The sequence below is a fragment of the Enterobacter sp. 50588862 genome (assembly GCF_001462935.1).
Lineage (GTDB): Bacteria > Pseudomonadota > Gammaproteobacteria > Enterobacterales > Enterobacteriaceae > Enterobacter > Enterobacter bugandensis.
The window spans coordinates 123,504-144,073 of sequence record NZ_LNHM01000036.1; the positions used below are offsets into that span (position 1 = coordinate 123,504).

Below are 20,570 nucleotides of genomic sequence, written 5' to 3' on the forward strand. Positions count from 1 at the left end.
AAACAGCGCAGAACCGTAGGCCGGGTAAGCGTGAGCGCCACCCGGCTTTTGGGCACTTACTTAGAAATACGCTTATACTTAATACGCTTCGGCTCCAGCGCGTCGGCGCCCAGCGTGCGTTTCTTGTACTCTTCGTATTCGGTGAAGTTACCTTCGAAGAACTCCACTTTACCTTCATCCTGGTAGTCCAGAATGTGGGTCGCGATACGGTCGAGGAACCAGCGGTCGTGCGAGATAACCATTGCACAGCCCGGGAACTCCAGCAGGGCGTTTTCCAGTGCGCGCAGGGTTTCGATATCCAGGTCGTTGGTCGGTTCATCGAGCAACAGAACGTTACCGCCCACCTGCAGCAGCTTCGCCAGGTGCAGACGTCCGCGCTCACCGCCTGACAGCTCGCCCACGCGTTTGCCCTGGTCGGTGCCCTTAAAGTTAAAGCGGCCAACGTAGGCGCGGCTTGGCATCTCGGTGTTGCCGATACGCATGATATCCAGACCGCCGGAGACTTCTTCCCACACGGTTTTGCTGTTATCCATCGCGTCACGGAACTGGTCTACGGAGGCCAGCTTCACGGTTTCACCCAGGGTGATTGAGCCGCTGTCTGGCTGTTCCTGACCGGACATCATACGGAACAGGGTCGATTTACCCGCGCCGTTCGGACCGATGATGCCAACGATAGCGCCTTTCGGTACGGAGAAGGTCAGATCGTCGATCAGCACGCGGTCACCGTAGGACTTACGCAGGTTGGTCACTTCAACCACTTTATCCCCCAGACGTGCTCCAGGCGGAATAAACAGTTCGTTGGTTTCGTTACGTTTCTGGTATTCGGTGTTGTTCAGCTCTTCAAAGCGTGCCAGACGGGCTTTGCCCTTAGACTGACGGCCTTTCGCGCCCTGACGAACCCACTCCAGCTCTTTCTCGATAGACTTGCGACGGGCCGCTTCCTGAGACGCTTCCTGCGCCAGACGCTGATCTTTCTGCTCCAGCCAGGAGGAGTAGTTGCCTTCCCACGGAATACCTTCACCGCGGTCCAGCTCCAGGATCCAGCCGGCGACGTTGTCGAGGAAGTAACGGTCGTGGGTAATTGCTACAACGGTGCCTTCGAAGTCGTGCAGGAAGCGCTCCAGCCACGCCACGGATTCCGCATCCAGGTGGTTGGTCGGTTCGTCGAGCAGCAGCATGTCTGGTTTTTCCAGCAGCAGGCGGCACAGCGCCACGCGGCGGCGTTCACCACCGGAGAGATTCGCGATTTTCGCATCCCAGTCCGGCAGACGCAGGGCATCCGCCGCGCGCTCCAGTTGCACGTTCAGGTTGTGACCGTCGTGCGCCTGGATGATCTCTTCATATTTGCCCTGCTGAGCGGCCAGTTTGTCGAAGTCCGCATCCGGCTCGGCGTATTTGGCATACACTTCATCCAGACCTTTCAGCGCGTTAACCACTTCGGATACCGCTTCTTCAACGGATTCACGTACGGTGTGTTCCGGGTTCAGTTGAGGTTCCTGCGGCAGGTAGCCGATCTTGATGCCTGGCTGCGGACGGGCTTCACCTTCGATGTCTGTATCGATGCCGGCCATGATGCGCAGCAGGGTGGACTTACCGGCACCGTTGAGACCCAGCACACCAATTTTTGCGCCCGGGAAGAAGCTCAGCGAGATATTTTTAAGAATATGACGTTTCGGCGGGACAACTTTGCCGACACGATGCATGGTATAAACGAATTGAGCCACGTGGACTTCGCCTCTTTTATCGTAAATGAGAAGGAATTTCAGCCTCGAAGTGTAGCCTTTTTCACGCTCTAATCCCAGCCAGGAACGTCGGGAGTGTTAAAACGCGCAAGAAAGGTAAAAAAGTGTCCATGACGTGGCGCGTTGCTGGATGCCTGGTTAGCATAAGTTGTTGTGACTTTGACGTGGCAAGACGCTGCAATTGACGAAAAAACAATGAGGAAGAGCTTGTGGAAAAAGCCAAACGGGTGGTCTGGCGTCTGCTGGCTGCCAGCGTATGCGTAATGGCGGTAAGCCAGGCGGTGCATGCCGATTCACTGGATGAACAACGTAACCGCTATGCCCAGATTAAACAGGCGTGGGACAACAAGCAGATGGATACCGTGCAGGCGCTGATGCCGACGCTGAAGGATTATCCGCTGTATCCGTATCTGGAGTATCGCCAGATTACCGACGATCTGATGAACCAGCCGACCGTCACCGTGAATAATTTCATTCAGGCGAACCCGACCCTGCCGCCTGCCCGAAATCTCCAGTCTCGTTTTGTGAATGAGCTGGCGCGGCGTGAAGACTGGCGAGGCCTGCTGGCGTTTAGCCCTGACAAGCCGAATACCACCGAAGCGCAGTGTAATTACTACTATGCGAAATGGGCGACCGGGCAGCAGGAAGATGCCTGGGCCGGGGCGAAAGATCTGTGGCTGACCGGCAAAAGCCAGCCGAACGCCTGTGATTCCCTGTTCGGCGCATGGCGCGCTTCCGGCAAGCAGGATCCGCTGGCCTACCTTGAGCGCATCCGCCTGGCGATGAAAGCCGGCAACACGCGTCTGGTAACCGCGCTGGCAGGGCAGATGCCGTCCGATTACCAGACGATCTCCTCGGCGGTTATCGCGCTGGCAAACGATCCGAACAGCGTCCTGACCTTTGCCCGCAGCACGGGCTCGACCGATTTTACCCGCCAGATGGCGGCGGTGGCTTTTGCCAGCGTGGCGCGTGACGATGTCGAAAACGCGCGGCTGATGATCCCGCAGCTGGTACAGGCGCAGCAGCTGAATGAAGATCAAACCCAGGAGCTGCGCGACATCGTGGCCTGGCGACTGATGGGCACGGACGTGACCGACGAACAGGCGCGCTGGCGTGACGATGCGATCATGCGCTCAAACTCGACCTCGCTTGTCGAGCGCCGCGTGCGCATGGCGCTGGGCACCGGCGACCGCCGTGGCCTCAACACCTGGCTCGCGCGTTTGCCAATGGAAGCCAAAGAGAAAGACGAATGGCGCTACTGGCAGGCGGATCTGCTGATGGAGCGCGGTCGTGAAGACGAAGCCAAAGAGATTCTTCACTCGCTGATGCAGCAGCGCGGGTTCTACCCGATGGCGGCGGCGCAACGGCTGGGCGAGGAGTACACGCTCAGGATAGACAAAGCGCCCGCTAACGCGAACCCCGCTCTGACGCAGGGGCCAGAGATGGCGCGCGTGCGCGAGCTGATGTACTGGAACATGGATAACACCGCGCGCAGCGAGTGGGCCAACCTGGTGACCAGCCGCACCACGGATGAAAAAGCGCAGCTTGCCCGCTATGCGTTTGATAATCGCTGGTGGGATCTGAGCGTGCAGGCGACAATTTCAGGCAAGCTGTGGGACCATCTCGAAGAGCGTTTCCCGCTGGCGTATAAAGATCTGTTTGACCGCTACACCAGCGGCAAAGATATCCCGCAAAGCTACGCCATGGCGATTGCCCGTCAGGAGAGCGCATGGAACCCGAAAGTTCGTTCACCGGTGGGTGCCAGCGGGCTGATGCAAATTATGCCGGGGACGGCGACGCATACGGTGAAGATGTTCAACATTCCAGGTTACAGCAGCCCGTCACAGCTTCTCGATCCGGATACCAACATCAACATCGGCACCAGCTATTTGCAGTATGTCTATCAGCAGTTTGGCAATAACCGCATCTTCGCGTCGGCGGCGTATAACGCCGGTCCGGGCCGCGTGCGCACCTGGCTTGGCAACAGTGCAGGACGCATTGACGCAGTGGCGTTCGTGGAGAGCATTCCGTTCTCGGAAACGCGCGGCTACGTGAAGAACGTGCTGGCCTATGACGCCTACTATCGCTACTTCATGGGGCAGAAAGATACCCTGATGAGCGATGCCGAGTGGCAGAGACGTTACTGATCGGCATGGGTTGTGTTATGCTGTACTCGCTAAAGAGTACAAGAGGCAGCATAACATGACCCAGCATTCCCCGTATTCCTCGGCAATGGCCGAACAGCGTCACCAGGAGTGGCTTCGTTTTGTGGAGCTGCTTCGCCAGTCTTACGAGCAGGATTTGCACCTACCCCTCATGCAGCTGATGCTTACGCCGGACGAGCGTGAGGCGCTGGGCACGCGCGTGCGGATTATTGAAGAGCTATTGCGCGGTGAGATGAGCCAGCGCGAGCTGAAAAACGAGCTGGGCGCGGGCATCGCGACGATCACCCGTGGATCGAACAGCCTGAAGTCTGCGCCGGTTGAGCTGCGCCATTGGCTCGAGTCAGTCTTATTGAGCGATCAACGATAAATGGCGTTATGAAACGGGCTCAGCGCCAGGATCACCGCCTGATGGTAAACCCCTGAACGCGTGAGCTTACCCGCCGTAAAGACGCCAATCGCCCCTTCTTTACGCCCAATCTCATCAATGCCGGTGTACTGTGACATCACCGGCCCGAGCGCTTCACCTGCACGGACTTTTTCCAGAATGATCTCCGGCAGCGGCAGGGTGGCTGAGCGCGCTTCGCCGCGCTGCTCACGGCTTTCAATCACCACCCAGCTAAAGGTTGCGCCTTCGTCGATGCCTGCTTCAATGGCGACCCAGAAGTCAGCCTTCGGGGCCGCGGCTTTTGCATTTGCCACGCGATTTCGTGCGCCAGCGCGCGTTTCCTCGCTGCCAAACGGCTGTTCAGGTACGCCACTCTCGACGCCGATGGCCTCAATATGGCAGGATCCTTCGCCGAAAATCTCTTCAAAAGCCTTTAGAATTGCCTGAATTTTGGCAGGATTGGTGGTAGCAGAGACAACATGGTGCATAATTAAGCTCGATTCAAAAAAAACTCATCGCAGTATAACGGAAAAAAAGCATGTTACAGGTATACCTTGTTCGCCACGGTGAAACGCAGTGGAACGCCGAGCGACGTATTCAAGGCCAGTCAGACAGTCCGCTCACCGAGAAGGGTGTGCAGCAAGCGTGGCAGGTGGCGGAACGCGCCAGAACGCTGGGCATTACCCACGTTATTACCAGCGATTTAGGTCGCACACAGCAGACGGCGCGCATCATTGCCGACGCCTGCGGCTGCGATGTGATGCTTGAGCCGCGCCTGCGCGAGCTGGATATGGGCGTGCTGGAAAAGCGCCATATTGATACGCTGACGGAAACGGAAGAGGGCTGGCGCCGCACGCTGGTGAACGGTACCGAAGATGGTCGTATTCCTGAAGGGGAATCCATGCAGGAGCTGAGCGTGCGTATGCATGCCGCGCTGGCGGAATGCCTCAAGCTTCCGGCAGGCAGCCGTCCGCTGCTGGTGAGTCACGGTATCGCGCTCGGCTGCCTGGTGAGCACCATTCTGGGGTTACCGGCTTACGCTGAGCGTCGGTTACGCCTGCGTAACTGCTCCATTTCCCGGATTGATTATCAGGAAAGCGCGTGGCTGGCGTCGGGCTGGGTCGTGGAGATGGCAGGGGACATTTCGCATCTCGATGCCCCTGCGCTTGATGAACTGCAGCGTTAACGACGGACAGGAATCAAGAATTCCATACGCAGATTGATTGGGCCTTCTTCCGGTTTGGCATCCTGCGCCGGGTAGTAGCGCTCGATATCCTGACCTTTACGGCGATTCAGATTCAGCATTGGCATGCACGTTCCGTAAACGGTCAGGATAAACTCCTGGACGCCCGTACCCAGTCCTTCATACGAGAACATCACGTACTCGCCGCCTTCCAGCACGACCGGCTTCGAACCCTGAATGTAGCCATTCGCCAGCTCCGGCGTCAGCGCGGTGGTGTAAAACACCTCCTGCTCGTCGTCTTTTTCCTGGCTTGGGTGCGTTTCGTTGAGGCCATACAGGATCGGCGGAATGGCCGGCGCATGGCTCAGGAAATCGCGCCAGAACTGGACGCGCATCTGATGGCGGAACTCAGAAATCTGCTCCAGAGAGCACGAGTAGCTCTGGGTTGTACCGATCAGATGGGTTTCCGGCAGAGTGACCATTTCGTATTTCGGCATCGCGAACTCGCCCAGACGCAGCGGCGGACGCATACCAAACGAGCTCCAGTCAGGCGAGCGGCGATAGAGCGCTGGCGTCAACGAGAACTGTTTTTTAAAGGCGCGGGTGAAGGTCTGCTGCGAATCAAAACGGTACTGCAGGGCAATATCCAGAATTGGCCGCGCGGTCAGGCGCAAAGCCACCGCAGATTTCGATAAACGACGTGCGCGAATATAGGCACCGATAGCATGACCGGTGACATCCTTGAACATCCTTTGCAGATGCCACTTGGAATAGCCCGCTTTAGCCGCCACATTATCCAGTGACAAAGGCTGGTCGAGATGACCTTCCAGCCAGGTGAGCAGGTCGCGAATAATTCCAGCCTGATCCATATACTATCCTCATCCTTAAAACAGCAGGTGCCTGATAACAGGTTAGCGGATAATAGCATTTTTTGATGTTTTAGCATTCAGTGTTTTTTTTGCGCATTAATGCCTTTTCTCTCTCATTTTGGGTGAATATATTCTAATCCTGTGATCTTGCTACATTTTTGACTAACGTGTTGAATAATCGCTCAATGCAATTTTAAAGAATGGTAACAATATGAAATACAAGACTTTGCTTCTTACTGCCCTGTTGCTGGTAGCGGGCCGTGCGGCGCAGGCGGAACAGATTGGTTCTGTCGATACCGTGTTCAAAATGTTCGGTCCGGACCACAAAATTGTGGTGGAGGCGTTTGACGATCCGGACGTGAAAAACGTCACCTGCTACGTCAGCCGCGCGAAGACGGGCGGTATTAAAGGCGGCCTGGGGCTGGCGGAAGACACTTCCGATGCGGCAATCTCCTGTCAGCAGGTGGGACCGGTTGAGCTGAGCGATAAAATCAAAAACGGCAAAGCGCAGGGCGATGTGGTGTTCCAGAAACGGACCTCACTGGTGTTTAAAAAGCTGCAGGTGGTTCGTTTCTATGATGCAAAACGCAACACCCTGGCCTACCTGGCGTATTCCGATAAAGTGGTGGAAGGGTCACCGAAAAACGCCATTAGTGCGGTGCCGATTATGCCGTGGCATTAATTCAGGGATGAACCATGCAACGACCTGTAGTCTGGCTGGTTGAAGACGAAACCAGTATCGCCGATACGCTTATCTACATGCTTCAGCAGGAAGGATTTGCAGTAAAAGCGTTTGAGCGCGGTTTACCGGTGCTGGAGGCGGCGCGCCAGCAGGCTCCGGCGCTCGCCATTCTTGACGTCGGGCTGCCGGACATCAGCGGCTTTGAGCTCTGCCGCCAGCTTCTGGCGCAGCATCCGTCACTGCCCGTGCTGTTTCTGACGGCACGCAGTGACGAAGTGGATAAACTCCTCGGCCTGGAAATGGGCGCAGACGACTACGTCGCCAAGCCTTTCTCCCCGCGTGAGGTGTGCGCCCGGGTAAGGACCATTTTACGGCGGATGCAAAAATCCGTCGCGCCAGCGGAGACGGTGCGTATCGGACAGTTTGAGTTGAACGAAGCTGCCGCCCGAATTAGCTGGTGCGGTGAAGCATTACCGCTCACGCGCTATGAGTTTTTGCTGCTTAAAACGTTACTACAGGCTCCGGGACGGGTTTTCTCTCGGCAACAGTTAATGGACAAGGTGTGGGGCGAAGACGGTGACAGTTACGATCGTACCGTGGACACTCACATCAAGACCCTGCGCGCCAAGCTGCGGGCAGTGAATGAGGAACTGTCACCCATCAGCACCCATCGCGGTATGGGCTATAGCCTGGGGCTTTATTAATGCGCATCGGAATGCGTTTGCTGCTGGGGTACTTCCTGATCGTCGCCATCGCCGCATGGTTTGTGCTGTCGATCTTTGTTCAGGAAGTGAAGCCCGGCGTGCGCAGGGCAACCGAGGGCACGTTGATCGATACCGCGACCTTGCTCGCCGAAGTTGGGCGTGAGGATCTTCTTTCGGGCAATGCGCAGCAGGGCAGACTGGCGCAGGCCTTTTTACAGCTCCATCAGCGGCCTTTCCGCGCCAATATCGGCGGCATTCATAAGGTGCGCAACGAGTATCACGTCTACATGACCGATGCGCAGGGCCGCGTCGTGTTTGATTCTGCCGGCCTGGCCGTGGGGCAAGATTACTCTCGCTGGAACGATGTCTGGCTGACGCTTCGCGGCCAATACGGCGCGCGCAGTACCCAGAGCCATCCCGACGATCCGGAGAGCACGGTGATGTATGTTGCCGCACCGGTTGTGGAGCAGGGCAAGATTATCGGCGTGCTGTCGGTCGGGAAACCTAACAGTGCGATGGCGCCGGTTATCCAACGCAGCGAGAGGCGGATTCTGTGGGCTGGCGGGGCGCTGCTTGGCATTGCTTTACTGATCGGTTTTCTCGTCGCCTGGTGGATCAATCGTTCCATCAGTACGTTATCGCGCTATGCCGACTCGGTGACCACTGATACGCCTCTCCCGCTGCCTAATCCAGGCAGTAGCGAACTGCACAAGCTGGCTCAGGCGCTGGAAAATATGCGTATTCGCCTTGAGGGGAAAAACTACATTGAACATTATGTCCATGCGCTGACCCACGAGCTGAAAAGCCCAATAGCCGCCATACGCGGCGCGGCAGAAATTCTCACCGAGCAGCCGCCGCCGCAGGTGGCCGCGCGGTTTATCGATAATATTCTGGTGCAAAACGCGCGTATGCAGTCGCTGGTTGAAAAACTGCTGACTCAGGCGCGGCTTGAAAATCGGGTCGAGATTACGCCCCAGGCCGTCCGCGTCGACCTGCTGTTTACACGGCTTGCCGACGCGCGTTCGGCGCTATTGGCGGCAAAAAAGATTGCGCTGACCCTCCAGCCCGCTTCGCTTCTTGTTGAAGGCGATCCCGACCTGCTCGAACAGGCGCTCGGTAATTTACTGGATAATGCTATCGATTTTACCCCACAGGGCGGTGCCATTGAACTGGCGGCCCAGGAAGAGCAGGGGCAGATACGGCTGATCGTCACCGACAGCGGAAGCGGGATCCCGGATTATGCGCTGGAGCGTATTTTTGAGCGCTTTTATTCCCTGCCGCGCGAGAACGGGTTGAAAAGTAGCGGACTCGGGCTGGCGTTTGTTCAGGAGGTGGCGCGTCTGCACCACGGAGAGATTACATTGCGTAATCGTGATGAAGGTGGCGTGATAGCCACGCTGACACTTCACCGTCCCTTCACATAACTTCAAACTGGCCCCACACAGCCTGGTTACGCTCTCCACATCACAAAGGAGACGTAATGATGAAATCCCCCCTGTTCTGGAAAGTAAGCACCCTGCTGGGGTGCATCCTGCTGTTGTTAGTCCCACTGTTTATGGTGAGTAACCTCATTTCAGAGCGTGAAAGCTACCGCAACGATGTCGAAAATACGCTTCGCCAGAGCACCAGCGGGCCGCAAAAATTGGTCGGCCCGCTGATTGCGATCCCGGTAACCGAGGTTTTTTATAAGTTAGAGGATGAGAAAAAAGTCGAGTACAAGAAAAGCTATATGCATTTTATCCTGCCGGAGTCTCTGCGCGTTGAGGGTAACCAGCGCGTTGAGTCGCGAAATATTGGCATCTATGACGGACAGATCTGGAATACCGACCTCAACATAAAAGCCCGATTCAACACGGAAAAAATGACGCAGCTGAAAGGGGAGTCGATGACCCTGGGGCAGCCGTTTATCGTTGTTGGCGTGGGCGATGCTCGAGGCATTGGCACGGTGAAAGTCTCTAGTATCAACGGCGAGACGCTAAGTGTGGAGCCGGGTACAGGCGTGTATGGCGCGCTTTCCGGTATCCATATCCCGCTGACTGACAAAGCGCTGGAATTAAAAACGTTTGCTATGGATATTTCGCTGAATCTGACGGGAACAGGAAGTTTCGCCGTGGTACCTGTAGGACGTAGCAGTGAAATGGCGCTGAACAGCAACTGGCCGCATCCTGGCTTTATGGGTAATTATCTGCCGGTGAAGCATAAAATTGGTGACGCCGGTTTTCAGGCGAACTGGCAGAGCAGCTGGTTTGCGAACAATCTTGAGAGCTGGTTCAACGGAAGTGAGTCGCCGTCATGGGAGTCGATCCCCGCCTTCAGCGTTACGGTAGCCACGCCCGCCGATCAGTATCAGCTGACTGACCGGGCGATCAAGTACGCCATTTTGCTGATTGCGCTGACGTTTATGGCCTTCTTTGTTTTCGAGACCTTAACCGGGCTGCGCCTGCATCCGATGCAGTATCTGCTGGTGGGGCTGTCGCTGGTGTTGTTCTATCTGGTGCTGTTGGCGCTATCAGAACATGTCGGGTTTACCCCAGCCTGGGTAGTTGCAAGCTTGGTTGGTGCGGCGATGAACGGAATGTACCTGCAGGCCGTGCTGAAAAGCTGGAAGCGCAGCGGACTGTTTGTGCTGGCCTTGCTGGGGCTGGACGTGGTGATGTGGTTCCTGCTGCGCTCGGAGGATAGTGCACTGCTGTTGGGGTCTGCGGTTCTCGCGCTGGCGCTGTTCGCCGTCATGTACCTGACTCGTCATTTCGACTGGTATTCGCTTTCACAGCCGAAGCGACCTGCGCCGCCCGCAGAGCCTGATAACGACACAATGCGGATCTGGAAATAAAAAAAAACGGCGCAAATGCGCCGTTTTTCATGCGTTAACTCCGGGATTATTCCTGCAGATCACCGCAGAAACGGTACCCTTCGCCGTGGATGGTGGCGATGATTTCCGGCGTATCAGGCGTCGATTCGAAATGCTTACGAATACGACGGATGGTCACGTCTACGGTACGGTCATGAGGCTTCAGCTCACGACCGGTCATTTTCTTCAGCAGTTCTGCACGGGACTGAATTTTGCCCGGATTTTCGCAGAAGTGCAGCATCGCGCGGAATTCGCTGCGCGGCAGCTTATACTGCTCACCGTTCGGGCTGATCAGCGAACGGCTATTGATATCAAGTTCCCAGCCGTTGAATTTGTAGCTGTCGACGCTACGACGCTCTTCGCTGACCGTGCCCAGGTTCATGGTGCGGGACAGCAGGTTGCGTGCACGAATGGTTAACTCGCGAGGGTTGAACGGTTTGGTGATGTAGTCATCCGCACCGATCTCCAGGCCAAGAATTTTATCAACTTCGTTATCACGGCCCGTCAGGAACATTAACGCGACGTTCGCCTGTTCACGCAGTTCGCGCGCCAGCAGAAGACCGTTTTTGCCCGGCAGGTTGATATCCATGATCACCAGGTTGATATCATTTTCAGAAAGGATCTGATGCATCTCTGCGCCATCGGTCGCTTCAAAGACATCGTAGCCTTCTGCTTCGAAAATGCTCTTTAACGTGTTGCGTGTTACCAACTCGTCTTCAACGATAAGAATGTGCGGGGTCTGCATGTTTGCTACCTAAATTGCCAACTAAATCGAAACAGGAAGTACAAAAGTCCCTGACCTGCCTGATACATGTCGCAAATTAACATGATCGGCTTAACGTGACTAAAGTACGTAATTGCGTTCTTGATGCACTTTCCATCAACGTCAACAACATCATTAGCTTGGTCTTGGGTACTTTCCCTTTGGACCCGACAGTGTCAAAAACGGCTGTCATCCTAACCATTTTAACAGCAACATAACAGGCTAAGTGACACCAGACACCCAATAAAACTACGCTTCGTTGACATATATCAAGTTCAATTGTAGCACGTTAACAGTTTGATGAAATCATCGTAGCCGAATGCTAGCCTTTGTCACAATTTTTCAATAAACCAACTAGTTGCGGAGATTGATTTATAAACAAAGCGAATCCAATCAGAACAGGGTATTCACGTTGCCATTATCATTATAAAACATAGGGATAATAGGCTTCTGTTAACATTCTAACTGATTGTTCAGACACAAAATAGTTTAGCGTCTTTAATTTGTTATGAAACGCTATTTCGGTGATTTGTGTTGCAAATTTGTAAATTCGTGCTGCGTAATATGTTGAAGTGCATCACACTTTTCTCCGCTAACTGATTAAAAAGAGAGCATAAATGCATCTGTCGATTGTACTGGTTGCTCCAGCCAGAGCCGAAAATATAGGCGCTGCGGCGCGTGCCATGAAGACCATGGGTTTTACCGATTTACGTATTGTGGACAGCACTGCACACCTGGAGCCTGCCGCCCGCTGGGTGGCGCACGGTTCGGGGGATATTCTCGATAATATAACGACTTACGCTACGCTTGCCGACGCGCTGCATGACATTTCATTTACCGTTGCCACCACAGCACGCAGCCGGGCGAAGTTCCACTACTACGCCACGCCTGCTGAACTGGTGCCCATGCTGGAAGAGAAAAGCCAGTGGCTTGAGAAAGCCGCGCTGGTATTTGGTCGTGAAGATTCCGGGCTCACCAACGAAGAGCTTGAGCTGGCGGACGTTCTCACCGGTGCGCCGATGGTAGCCGATTATCCTTCCCTGAATTTAGGCCAGGCGGTAATGGTCTATTGCTATCAATTAGCTTCCCTAATGCAAATCCCTCAACCCCAGACAGAAGCCGCCAATGAAAATCAGCTGGCCGCGCTTCGTGCTCGCGTAGAGCGTCTTTTATCGAGCCTTGGCGTTGCGGACGATCAAAAAATGGCCGACTGGCTACAGCAGCGCCTTGGACGTCTTGAGCAGCGGGACACCGCCATGTTGCACCGTTTGCTGCACGATATTGAAAAAAAATTGGCCGAGTAAAATGCTGTCATAAGTTTTTACTATGGCGAAATGGTCTGTCGTGGAGGGTTGCGGCTGGGGGATTCGGATGAAAATAAAACGTCACGCAGCGTGACGTGAACGTCCGCGGAATTGTGATCAAATTAAAAATTCATTGACTTAAGGTGCCCGATCCTTTAACCCTAAAAGAATACAGCACAGACAGATAATAATGACAGAGTACACAACATCCATGAAACGCATCAGCATCACCACCATTACCACAACCATCATCATTACCACAGGTAACGATGCGGGCTGACGCGTACAGGAAAAACAGAAAAAAGCCCGCACCTGAACAGTGCGGGCTTTTTTTTTCGGCTAAAGGAAACGAGGTAGAACCATGCGAGTGTTGAAGTTCGGCGGTACATCAGTGGCAAATGCAGAACGTTTTCTGCGTGTTGCCGATATCCTGGAGAGCAACGCCAGGCAGGGGCAGGTTGCGACCGTGCTCTCTGCCCCGGCAAAAATCACAAACCATCTGGTGGCGATGATTGAAAAGACCATCGGTGGCCAGGATGCACTCCCGAACATCAGCGATGCCGAGCGTATCTTCGCCGAGCTGCTGCAGGGGCTGGCAGAGGCACAGCCTGGTTTCCCGCTCGCACAGCTGAAGTCTTTCGTTGAGCAGGAGTTTGCCCAGATCAAGCATGTGCTGCACGGCATCAGCCTGCTGGGCCAGTGCCCGGACAGCGTCAACGCGGCGCTGATCTGCCGGGGCGAAAAACTCTCCATCGCCATCATGGCGGGCGTGCTGGAAGCGCGCGGCCACAACGTTACCGTGATCAATCCGGTTGAGAAATTGCTGGCAGCGGGCCACTACCTCGAATCTACCGTTGATATTGCCGAATCAACCCGCCGTATTGCCGCGAGCAAAATCCCCTCTGACCATATGATCCTGATGGCGGGCTTTACCGCAGGAAATGAGAAGGGTGAACTGGTAGTGCTGGGCCGTAACGGCTCCGACTACTCTGCCGCCGTGCTGGCCGCCTGTTTACGCGCAGACTGCTGTGAGATCTGGACTGACGTCGACGGCGTCTATACCTGCGATCCACGCCAGGTGCCGGACGCCAGGCTGCTGAAGTCGATGTCCTACCAGGAAGCGATGGAGCTTTCCTACTTCGGCGCCAAAGTGCTTCACCCGCGTACCATCTCCCCCATTGCCCAGTTCCAGATCCCATGCCTGATTAAAAACACCGGTAACCCGCAGGCGCCAGGCACGCTGATTGGTGCCAGCAGCGATGAAGATGGTCTGCCGGTGAAAGGCATTTCCAACCTGAATAATATGGCAATGTTCAGCGTCTCCGGTCCGGGGATGAAGGGGATGGTCGGCATGGCGGCGCGCGTTTTTGCGGCCATGTCACGCAACGGTATCTCGGTGGTGCTGATCACCCAGTCCTCTTCCGAATACAGCATCAGCTTCTGCGTGCCTCAGGTCGACTGTCTGCGCGCCCGCCGCGCGCTGGAAGAAGAGTTCTATCTGGAGCTGAAAGAGGAACTGCTGGAGCCGCTCTCCATTCAGGAGCGCCTGGCGGTGATTTCCGTGGTTGGCGACGGTATGCGCACGCTGCGCGGTATCTCCGCCAAATTCTTTGCCGCGCTGGCGCGGGCCAATATCAACATCGTGGCGATTGCCCAGGGCTCGTCCGAGCGTTCAATCTCCGTGGTGGTGGATAACGATGACGCCACCACCGGCGTACGCGTGGTTCACCAGATGCTGTTCAACACCGATCAGGTTATCGAGCTATTCCTGATTGGCGTGGGCGGCGTCGGCGGTGCGCTGCTGGAGCAGGTGAAGCGCCAGCAGGAGTGGCTTAAGAAAAAGCACATCGATCTGCGCGTCTGCGGAATTGCGAACTCGAAAGCGCTGCTTACTAACGTTCACGGTCTGAACCTGGAGAACTGGCAGGCGGAGCTGGAAGAGGCGAAAGAGCCGTTCAACCTGGGACGCCTGATCCGTCTGGTGAAAGAGTATCACCTGCTTAACCCGGTTATCGTTGACTGTACCTCGAACCAGGCGGTGGCCGACCAGTACGCCGACTTCCTGCGCGAAGGCTTCCACGTGGTGACGCCGAACAAAAAGGCCAACACCTCGTCGATGGATTACTATCACCAGCTGCGCCTGGCGGCGAGCAAGTCGCGCCGCAAGTTCCTGTACGACACCAATGTCGGTGCCGGCCTGCCGGTCATCGAGAACCTGCAAAACCTGCTGAACGCGGGCGACGAATTGCAGCGTTTCTCCGGCATCCTCTCCGGCTCCCTGTCGTTTATCTTCGGCAAGCTGGATGAAGGGATGAGCCTGTCGGAAGCCACCCGTGCCGCGCGCGAGCTGGGCTACACCGAGCCAGATCCGCGCGACGATCTCTCCGGGATGGACGTGGCGCGCAAGCTGCTGATCCTGGTGCGCGAAACGGGCCGCGAGCTGGAGCTTTCGGATATCGTGATTGAACCGGTGCTGCCAGCCGAGTTTGACACCAGCGGCGATGTCAGCACCTTTATGGCGAATTTACCTCAGCTTGACGATGCCTTTGCCTCACGCGTTGCGAAAGCCCGTGATGAAGGTAAGGTATTGCGCTATGTTGGCAACATTGAAGAGGACGGCGTATGCCGGGTGAAGATTGCCGAAGTGGATGGTAACGACCCGCTGTACAAAGTCAAAAACGGCGAAAACGCCCTCGCGTTTTACAGCCACTATTATCAGCCATTGCCGCTGGTGCTTCGCGGCTATGGCGCAGGGAATGATGTGACGGCGGCGGGCGTGTTTGCCGACCTGCTGCGTACCCTGTCATGGAAGTTAGGAGTTTAAGATGGTTAAAGTATATGCCCCGGCTTCCAGCGCCAATATGAGCGTCGGATTTGACGTGCTGGGTGCGGCGGTGACGCCGGTGGACGGTTCGCTGCTGGGCGATACGGTAACGGTTGAGGCGGCAGAAAGCTTCAGCCTGAATAACGTCGGCCGTTTCGCCAGTAAGCTGCCGCCTGAACCACGCGAGAATATCGTTTATCAGTGCTGGGAGCGCTTCTGTCAGGAGATCGGCAAAAACGTGCCGGTCGCCATGACGCTGGAAAAAAGCATGCCGATTGGCTCGGGCCTGGGCTCCAGCGCCTGCTCGGTTGTCGCCGCGCTGGTGGCGATGAACGAGCACTGCGGCAAGCCGCTGAACAATAGCCGTCTGCTGGCGCTGATGGGCGAGCTGGAAGGACGCATCTCCGGCAGTATTCATTACGATAACGTGGCGCCGTGCTTCCTCGGCGGCATGCAGCTGATGATTGAAGAAAATGGCATCATCAGCCAGCAGGTGCCAGGGTTTGATGAATGGCTGTGGGTGCTGGCGTATCCGGGCATCAAGGTCTCTACCGCGGAAGCGCGTGCGATCCTGCCTGCGCAGTATCGTCGCCAGGACTGTATCGCCCACGGGCGTCACCTGGCGGGCTTTATTCACGCCTGCTACACCCGCCAGCCGCAGCTGGCGGCGAAGCTGATGAAAGACGTCATTGCCGAGCCGTACCGTACGAAGCTGCTACCCGGCTTTAACGAGGCGCGACAGGCTTCAATGGATATCGGCGCGCAGGCGTGCGGCATCTCCGGCTCCGGCCCGACGCTGTTCGCCCTGTGCGATAAGCCAGACACCGCGCAGCGCGTGGCGGACTGGCTCTCTAAACACTACCTGCAAAATCAGGAAGGCTTTGTTCATATTTGCCGTCTGGACACGGCTGGCGCACGAGTACTGGGATAACGAATGAAACTCTACAACCTTAAAGATCATAACGAGCAGGTCAGCTTCGCGCAGGCGGTGACTCAGGGGCTGGGCAAAAATCAGGGGCTGTTTTTCCCGCACGACCTGCCGGAATTTCAGCTGACCGAAATCGATGAGCTGCTGAAGCAGGACTTTGTCACCCGCAGCACCAAAATTCTGTCTGCGTTTATTGGCGATGAAATCCCGCAGGAGCTGCTGGAAGAGCGCGTGCGCGCGGCGTTTGCTTTCCCGGCTCCGGTTAAGCAGGTGGAGCCTGACGTCGGTTGTCTGGAGCTGTTCCACGGCCCGACCCTGGCGTTTAAAGACTTCGGCGGCCGCTTTATGGCGCAGATGCTGACCCACATCAGCGGCGACAAGCCGGTGACCATCCTGACCGCCACCTCCGGTGATACCGGTGCGGCGGTGGCTCACGCGTTCTACGGCCTGAAAAACGTCCGCGTGGTGATCCTCTATCCGAAAGGCAAGATCAGCCCGTTGCAGGAAAAACTGTTCTGCACCCTCGGCGGCAACATTGAAACCGTGGCGATCGACGGCGATTTCGATGCCTGCCAGGCGCTGGTCAAGCAGGCGTTCGATGATGAAGAGCTGAAGGCCGCGCTGGGGCTGAACTCGGCGAACTCCATCAACATCAGCCGCCTGCTGGCGCAGATCTGCTACTACTTCGAAGCGGTGGCTCAGCTGCCGCAGGAAGCGCGCAATCAGCTGGTAGTTTCGGTACCAAGCGGCAACTTCGGCGACCTGACGGCGGGGCTGCTGGCGAAATCTCTCGGTCTGCCGGTGAAACGCTTTATCGCTGCCACCAACGCCAACGATACCGTGCCGCGCTTCCTGAAAGACGGCAAATGGGCGCCTAACGCCACGCAGGCGACGCTCTCCAATGCCATGGACGTGTCGCAGCCGAACAACTGGCCGCGCGTGGAAGAGCTGTTCCGCCGCAAGGTGTGGCGTCTGGGTGACCTGGGCTACGCTGCGGTGACGGACGAAACTACCAAAGCCACCATGCGCGAGCTGAAGGCTGTGGGCTACACCTCTGAGCCGCACGCGGCAATTGCTTACCGCGCGCTGCGCGACCAGCTTAACCCGGGTGAATATGGTCTGTTCCTGGGCACCGCGCATCCGGCGAAGTTCAAAGAGAGCGTGGAAGATATTCTGGGCGAAACGCTGCCGCTGCCAAAAGAGCTGGCCGAGCGCGCCGACCTGCCGCTGCTGTCTCATGAGCTGCCGGCGGATTTCGCGGCACTGCGGAATCTGATGATGACGCGCGCATGATTTTGTTGCCCGGTGGCGGCTACGCCTTACCGGGCCTACAACGACGAGATGACCGTAGGCCGGGTAAGCGCAGCGCCACCCGGCTTTTTTATGAAGAAATTAAGGAGAAAAAGTGCAGGAAAAAAGCAGAAATTCCCAATAAATGCGGTCACTTAGCGTTTAGGATTGCAGAGAATAACATCCACCGTTCCCCTCGCGTACTCTCCTTACATCGGCCCACGTTGGGCAAGAAGAATAAGGAGTCACCTGTGTCTACACTAAAACCTGCACTCATCGCGCTTTCTCTGGTGCTGGTCGCCCCCATGGCGGTACAGGCATCTGAAATTACTCTCGTACCTGCGGTAAAACTGCAGATTGGCGATCGGGACAATAGCGGGCATTACTGGGATGGCGGCCGCTGGCGCGACCACGACTGGTGGAAGGCGCATTATGACTGGCGCGATAACCACTGGCGTCCGCATGACGAGCATCGCGATCGTGATGACCGACACGACCATCATCACGACGACCACCGTCCGGGCCCGGACTGGAAGCACCATTAACGCAAAACCCCGCCAGATGGCGGGGTTTAGTTTTACTGCTCGTGGCGCTTAAATACCAGCTCACCTTTCCCTGACGACGCCTCGTCAAAGAAATAGCCGTCGGTGTTGAATCCCGTTAACTGCTCCGGCTTCGTCAAGCGGTTCTGAATGATGTAGCGGCTCATCAGGCCACGCGCTTTTTTCGCATAGAAGCTGATGACCTTGAACTTGCCGTTCTTCTCATCAAGGAAGACCGGCTTAACGATCTCCGCGTTCAGCTTTTTCGGCTTCACCGACTTGTAGTACTCATCGGATGCCAGGTTAACCACCACGTTATCACCCTGAGCATGCAGCGCCGCGTTCAGCTTGTCGGTGATGATGTCGCCCCAGAAATGATAAAGGTCTTTGCCTTTGGCGTTTTCCAGGCGAATCCCCATCTCCAGACGATATGGCTGCATCAGATCCAGCGGGCGGAGTACGCCATACAGGCCCGACAGCATGCGCAGATGCTGCTGGGCAAAATCAAAGTCGGCTTCGCTAAAATCTTCCGCCTGCAGGCCGGTGTAAACATCGCCCTTAAACGCCAGGATCGCCTGGCGCGCGTTGGCGGGGGTGAAATCCGGGTGCCACTCGTGGAACCGGGTCGCGTTCAGGTCTGCCAGCTTGTCGCTGATGCTCATCAGCGAGGCGATTTGCGGCGCAGAGAGCTTGCGCGCTTCGCGGATCAGCTGTTGCGAATAGTCCAGCAGTTCTGGCTGGGTATAACGCTCGGTGGCGAGCGGGCTCTGGTAGTCGAGCGTTTTTGCAGGTGAAATCAGAATCAGCATATCCAGTCCTTGCAGGAAATTTAGAGCGACTTTAACAAAAAATCGCCCTGAATTGATCAATAGCTGTTATCGCCGGGGCAAATCATCCCAGGTGCCGGGGGCAAGCTGTGACTGAATTTCGGGATAGCGTGCGGCATCAAATACCGGGGGAACGCCCAGCTTGCGCTGGCGAAGATAATCCCTGGCAATAAGGTTCACAACGGGCGAGAGCAGCAGGATCGCCGTCAGGTTAGTGATTGCCATTAGCGCCATAATGACATCCGCCAGCTGCCAGACCAGCGGCATATTCAGAAGGGAGCCCGCGATCACCATCAGTACTACGCCCAGGCGAAGCAGGAGGATGGCAGGACGAGAGTCGTATTTCAGGAAGATAAGGTTATTTTCGGCGTACAGGTAATTCACCACAATCGAACTGAAGGCGAACAGCATCAGAATGAGCGAGACAAATCCCGAACCCCAGCCGCCGGTCAGGTTCACCAGCGCCTGCTGGAGAAGCTGTATTCCGTCGATATCCGAGTCATGCGCCACAGGACCGGCCAGCAGGAGGATCATGGCGCTGGCGGAACAGATAATAACGGTATCCATAAACACGCCTATCATCTGCACGATACCCTGCGCTGCCGGGTGCGGCGGCCAGGAAGAGGCGGCCGCGGCGGCGTTGGGAGTGGAGCCCATCCCGGCTTCATTGGAGAACATGCCTCGCTGAAAACCTGCCATCAGCGCCTGGCTCAGGGTGTAACCCAGCGCGCCTGACGCCAACTCACGCCAGCCAAAGGCGCTTTTAAAGATGGTCGCAATCACGCCCGGAACCTGGTCGGCATGCAGCGCAGCGACGACCAGGCTTGCGGCAACCCAGAGCAGCGCCATGATGGGAACCAGCCACTGCATCAGGCGGGCAACGCCTTTCAGGCCGGCAGAAATGGTGAGCAAAACAAAGAGGGCTAAACCGATGCCGGTGATCCACTCCGGGCAGGAGAAGGTATAGCGCAGGGCATGGGCGACGGAGTTTGACTGCACGGTATTAAAAATAAGACCGTACGCGAGCAGTAAAAAAAGCGAGAACAGAACGCCCATCCAGCGCATTCCTAAGCCACGCGCCATATACCAGGCCGGACCGCCGCGAAACTGCCCGTTTCTGTCTTTCTCTTTGTAGAGCTGCGCCAGCGAACTTTCGGCAAAAGAGGTAGCCATTCCGAGAAGCGCCGTGACCCACATCCAGAACACCGCGCCTGGCCCACCGGCGCTGATGGCCAGCGCAACGCCCGCCAGGTTTCCGCTACCGAGGCGGGCAGCCAGGCTGGTACACAGCGCCTGGAACGACGTTAATCCGCCCGGCTGGGGCGCGACGCTGTTTTTCAGACTTCTGCCAAACTTGCGAATATAGCGAAACTGGATAAACCCACTGCGTAGCGTAAACCAGATACCTGCTCCCAGAAGCAGGTAGATCATTATCGAACCCCAGAGGACTTCGTTAATAAAGAAAAGGAAATCAGGCATTAACGTCCCTCTTGTTGATGCCAACGTGAATA

20 protein-coding genes and 1 other annotated feature are annotated in these 20,570 nt (G+C 56.3%); of the genes, 14 read left to right on the forward strand and 6 right to left on the reverse strand.

Annotation, left to right across the window (positions count from 1 at the left end):
- Positions 1 to 56 precede the first annotated feature (56 nt).
- The gene (ettA, locus tag APT89_RS18845) at positions 57 to 1,724 is read right to left on the reverse strand and encodes an energy-dependent translational throttle protein EttA (protein WP_032654944.1); all 1,668 of its coding nucleotides are present in this window, start codon (positions 1,722 to 1,724) and stop codon (positions 57 to 59) included.
- 227 nt (positions 1,725 to 1,951) lie between these two features.
- Between ettA and sltY the strand changes: the two genes are divergently transcribed.
- Both sltY and trpR read left to right on the forward strand, forming a co-directional pair.
- A complete protein-coding gene (gene sltY / locus APT89_RS18850) occupies positions 1,952 to 3,889 on the forward strand; it encodes a murein transglycosylase (RefSeq protein ID WP_041911283.1) in 1,938 nt (645 codons plus the stop codon).
- A gap of 55 nt (positions 3,890 to 3,944) precedes the next feature.
- Positions 3,945 to 4,274: a trp operon repressor gene (gene trpR, locus APT89_RS18855; RefSeq protein WP_041911282.1), complete on the forward strand. Its 330-nt coding sequence runs from the start codon at positions 3,945 to 3,947 to the stop codon at positions 4,272 to 4,274.
- Here trpR and yjjX read toward each other — a convergent pair.
- Entirely contained in the window at positions 4,265 to 4,780 is a 516-nt protein-coding gene (gene yjjX / locus APT89_RS18860; RefSeq protein ID WP_041911281.1) for an inosine/xanthosine triphosphatase, read from the reverse strand. The two genes, trpR and yjjX, sit on opposite strands and share 10 nt — an antisense overlap.
- 50 nt (positions 4,781 to 4,830) lie before the next feature.
- On the opposite strand from yjjX, the gene gpmB reads away from it, so the two are divergent.
- Entirely contained in the window at positions 4,831 to 5,478 is a 648-nt protein-coding gene (gpmB, locus tag APT89_RS18865; RefSeq protein ID WP_008502057.1) for a 2,3-diphosphoglycerate-dependent phosphoglycerate mutase GpmB, read from the forward strand.
- On the opposite strand, the gene robA is transcribed toward gpmB, so the two are convergent.
- Positions 5,475 to 6,344 carry an MDR efflux pump AcrAB transcriptional activator RobA gene (gene robA / locus APT89_RS18870; protein ID WP_028015450.1) on the reverse strand — a complete coding sequence of 290 codons (870 nt, stop codon included), beginning with the start codon at positions 6,342 to 6,344 and terminating at the stop codon, positions 5,475 to 5,477. The two genes, gpmB and robA, sit on opposite strands and share 4 nt — an antisense overlap.
- A gap of 211 nt (positions 6,345 to 6,555) precedes the next feature.
- On the opposite strand from robA, the gene creA reads away from it, so the two are divergent.
- The 4 genes from creA to creD are packed head-to-tail and all read left to right on the forward strand — an operon-like array spanning position 6,556 to position 10,563.
- Positions 6,556 to 7,026, forward strand: a complete 471-nt coding sequence (gene creA / locus APT89_RS18875; protein ID WP_014882476.1) for a protein CreA — start codon at positions 6,556 to 6,558, stop codon at positions 7,024 to 7,026.
- A gap of 14 nt (positions 7,027 to 7,040) precedes the next feature.
- The gene (gene creB / locus APT89_RS18880; RefSeq protein WP_060573295.1) at positions 7,041 to 7,730 is read left to right on the forward strand and encodes a two-component system response regulator CreB; all 690 of its coding nucleotides are present in this window, start codon (positions 7,041 to 7,043) and stop codon (positions 7,728 to 7,730) included.
- The gene (creC, locus tag APT89_RS18885) at positions 7,730 to 9,154 is read left to right on the forward strand and encodes a two-component system sensor histidine kinase CreC (RefSeq protein WP_041911279.1); all 1,425 of its coding nucleotides are present in this window, start codon (positions 7,730 to 7,732) and stop codon (positions 9,152 to 9,154) included. Before creB ends, creC begins: the two co-directional genes overlap by 1 nt.
- 56 nt (positions 9,155 to 9,210) lie before the next feature.
- Positions 9,211 to 10,563, forward strand: coding sequence for a cell envelope integrity protein CreD (creD, locus tag APT89_RS18890; protein WP_041911278.1), 1,353 nt, complete (start codon positions 9,211 to 9,213; stop codon positions 10,561 to 10,563).
- Between the two features lie 46 nt (positions 10,564 to 10,609).
- On the opposite strand, the gene arcA is transcribed toward creD, so the two are convergent.
- Positions 10,610 to 11,326, reverse strand: coding sequence for a two-component system response regulator ArcA (gene arcA, locus APT89_RS18895; protein WP_003856501.1), 717 nt, complete (start codon positions 11,324 to 11,326; stop codon positions 10,610 to 10,612).
- Positions 11,327 to 11,421: 95 nt separating this feature from the next.
- On the opposite strand from arcA, the gene yjjY reads away from it, so the two are divergent.
- From yjjY to APT89_RS18920, 7 genes are all read left to right on the forward strand, one after another.
- Positions 11,422 to 11,562, forward strand: coding sequence for a YjjY family protein (gene yjjY, locus APT89_RS24215; RefSeq protein WP_085928893.1), 141 nt, complete (start codon positions 11,422 to 11,424; stop codon positions 11,560 to 11,562).
- Between the two features lie 399 nt (positions 11,563 to 11,961).
- On the forward strand, positions 11,962 to 12,648 hold the full coding sequence (locus APT89_RS18900) for a tRNA/rRNA methyltransferase (RefSeq protein WP_045259421.1): 687 nt from the start codon (positions 11,962 to 11,964) through the stop codon (positions 12,646 to 12,648).
- A 211-nt stretch (positions 12,649 to 12,859) separates the two neighbouring features.
- Positions 12,860 to 12,928, forward strand: coding sequence for a thr operon leader peptide (thrL, locus tag APT89_RS23635; RefSeq protein ID WP_015572623.1), 69 nt, complete (start codon positions 12,860 to 12,862; stop codon positions 12,926 to 12,928).
- Positions 12,867 to 12,984, forward strand: a sequence feature (Thr leader region). Its footprint overlaps the gene before it by 62 nt.
- 25 nt (positions 12,985 to 13,009) lie before the next feature.
- Complete coding sequence (thrA, locus tag APT89_RS18905; protein WP_045631127.1) at positions 13,010 to 15,472, forward strand: bifunctional aspartate kinase/homoserine dehydrogenase I; 2,463 nt, start codon at positions 13,010 to 13,012, stop codon at positions 15,470 to 15,472.
- A 1-nt stretch (position 15,473) separates the two neighbouring features.
- Positions 15,474 to 16,403 carry a homoserine kinase gene (gene thrB, locus APT89_RS18910; protein ID WP_041911275.1) on the forward strand — a complete coding sequence of 310 codons (930 nt, stop codon included), beginning with the start codon at positions 15,474 to 15,476 and terminating at the stop codon, positions 16,401 to 16,403.
- Between the two features lie 3 nt (positions 16,404 to 16,406).
- Positions 16,407 to 17,693, forward strand: a complete 1,287-nt coding sequence (gene thrC / locus APT89_RS18915; protein ID WP_045631128.1) for a threonine synthase — start codon at positions 16,407 to 16,409, stop codon at positions 17,691 to 17,693.
- Between the two features lie 248 nt (positions 17,694 to 17,941).
- Complete coding sequence (locus APT89_RS18920) at positions 17,942 to 18,235, forward strand: DUF2502 domain-containing protein (protein WP_028015459.1); 294 nt, start codon at positions 17,942 to 17,944, stop codon at positions 18,233 to 18,235.
- 32 nt (positions 18,236 to 18,267) lie between these two features.
- On the opposite strand, the gene yaaA is transcribed toward APT89_RS18920, so the two are convergent.
- Complete coding sequence (gene yaaA, locus APT89_RS18925; RefSeq protein WP_028015460.1) at positions 18,268 to 19,041, reverse strand: peroxide stress protein YaaA; 774 nt, start codon at positions 19,039 to 19,041, stop codon at positions 18,268 to 18,270.
- Between the two features lie 66 nt (positions 19,042 to 19,107).
- On the reverse strand, positions 19,108 to 20,538 hold the full coding sequence (locus APT89_RS18930) for an alanine/glycine:cation symporter family protein (RefSeq protein WP_060573297.1): 1,431 nt from the start codon (positions 20,536 to 20,538) through the stop codon (positions 19,108 to 19,110).
- Positions 20,539 to 20,570: the final 32 nt, after the last annotated feature.

Bases quoted from the DNA above. Each gene is read 5' to 3' on its own strand.
- creD (WP_041911278.1), top strand. From the start codon at position 9,211: ATGATGAAATCCCCCCTGTTCTGGAAAGTAAGCACCCTGCTGGGGTGC.
- trpR (WP_041911282.1), top strand. From the start codon at position 3,945: ATGACCCAGCATTCCCCGTATTCCTCGGCAATGGCCGAACAGCGTCAC.
- creA (WP_014882476.1), top strand. From the start codon at position 6,556: ATGAAATACAAGACTTTGCTTCTTACTGCCCTGTTGCTGGTAGCGGGC.
- robA (WP_028015450.1), bottom strand. From the start codon at position 6,344: ATGGATCAGGCTGGAATTATTCGCGACCTGCTCACCTGGCTGGAAGGT.
- APT89_RS18900 (WP_045259421.1), top strand. From the start codon at position 11,962: ATGCATCTGTCGATTGTACTGGTTGCTCCAGCCAGAGCCGAAAATATA.
- yjjX (WP_041911281.1), bottom strand. From the start codon at position 4,780: ATGCACCATGTTGTCTCTGCTACCACCAATCCTGCCAAAATTCAGGCA.
- creC (WP_041911279.1), top strand. From the start codon at position 7,730: ATGCGCATCGGAATGCGTTTGCTGCTGGGGTACTTCCTGATCGTCGCC.
- gpmB (WP_008502057.1), top strand. From the start codon at position 4,831: ATGTTACAGGTATACCTTGTTCGCCACGGTGAAACGCAGTGGAACGCC.
- yaaA (WP_028015460.1), bottom strand. From the start codon at position 19,041: ATGCTGATTCTGATTTCACCTGCAAAAACGCTCGACTACCAGAGCCCG.
- creB (WP_060573295.1), top strand. From the start codon at position 7,041: ATGCAACGACCTGTAGTCTGGCTGGTTGAAGACGAAACCAGTATCGCC.
- thrA (WP_045631127.1), top strand. From the start codon at position 13,010: ATGCGAGTGTTGAAGTTCGGCGGTACATCAGTGGCAAATGCAGAACGT.
- arcA (WP_003856501.1), bottom strand. From the start codon at position 11,326: ATGCAGACCCCGCACATTCTTATCGTTGAAGACGAGTTGGTAACACGC.
- thrB (WP_041911275.1), top strand. From the start codon at position 15,474: ATGGTTAAAGTATATGCCCCGGCTTCCAGCGCCAATATGAGCGTCGGA.
- APT89_RS18930 (WP_060573297.1), bottom strand. From the start codon at position 20,538: ATGCCTGATTTCCTTTTCTTTATTAACGAAGTCCTCTGGGGTTCGATA.
- thrC (WP_045631128.1), top strand. From the start codon at position 16,407: ATGAAACTCTACAACCTTAAAGATCATAACGAGCAGGTCAGCTTCGCG.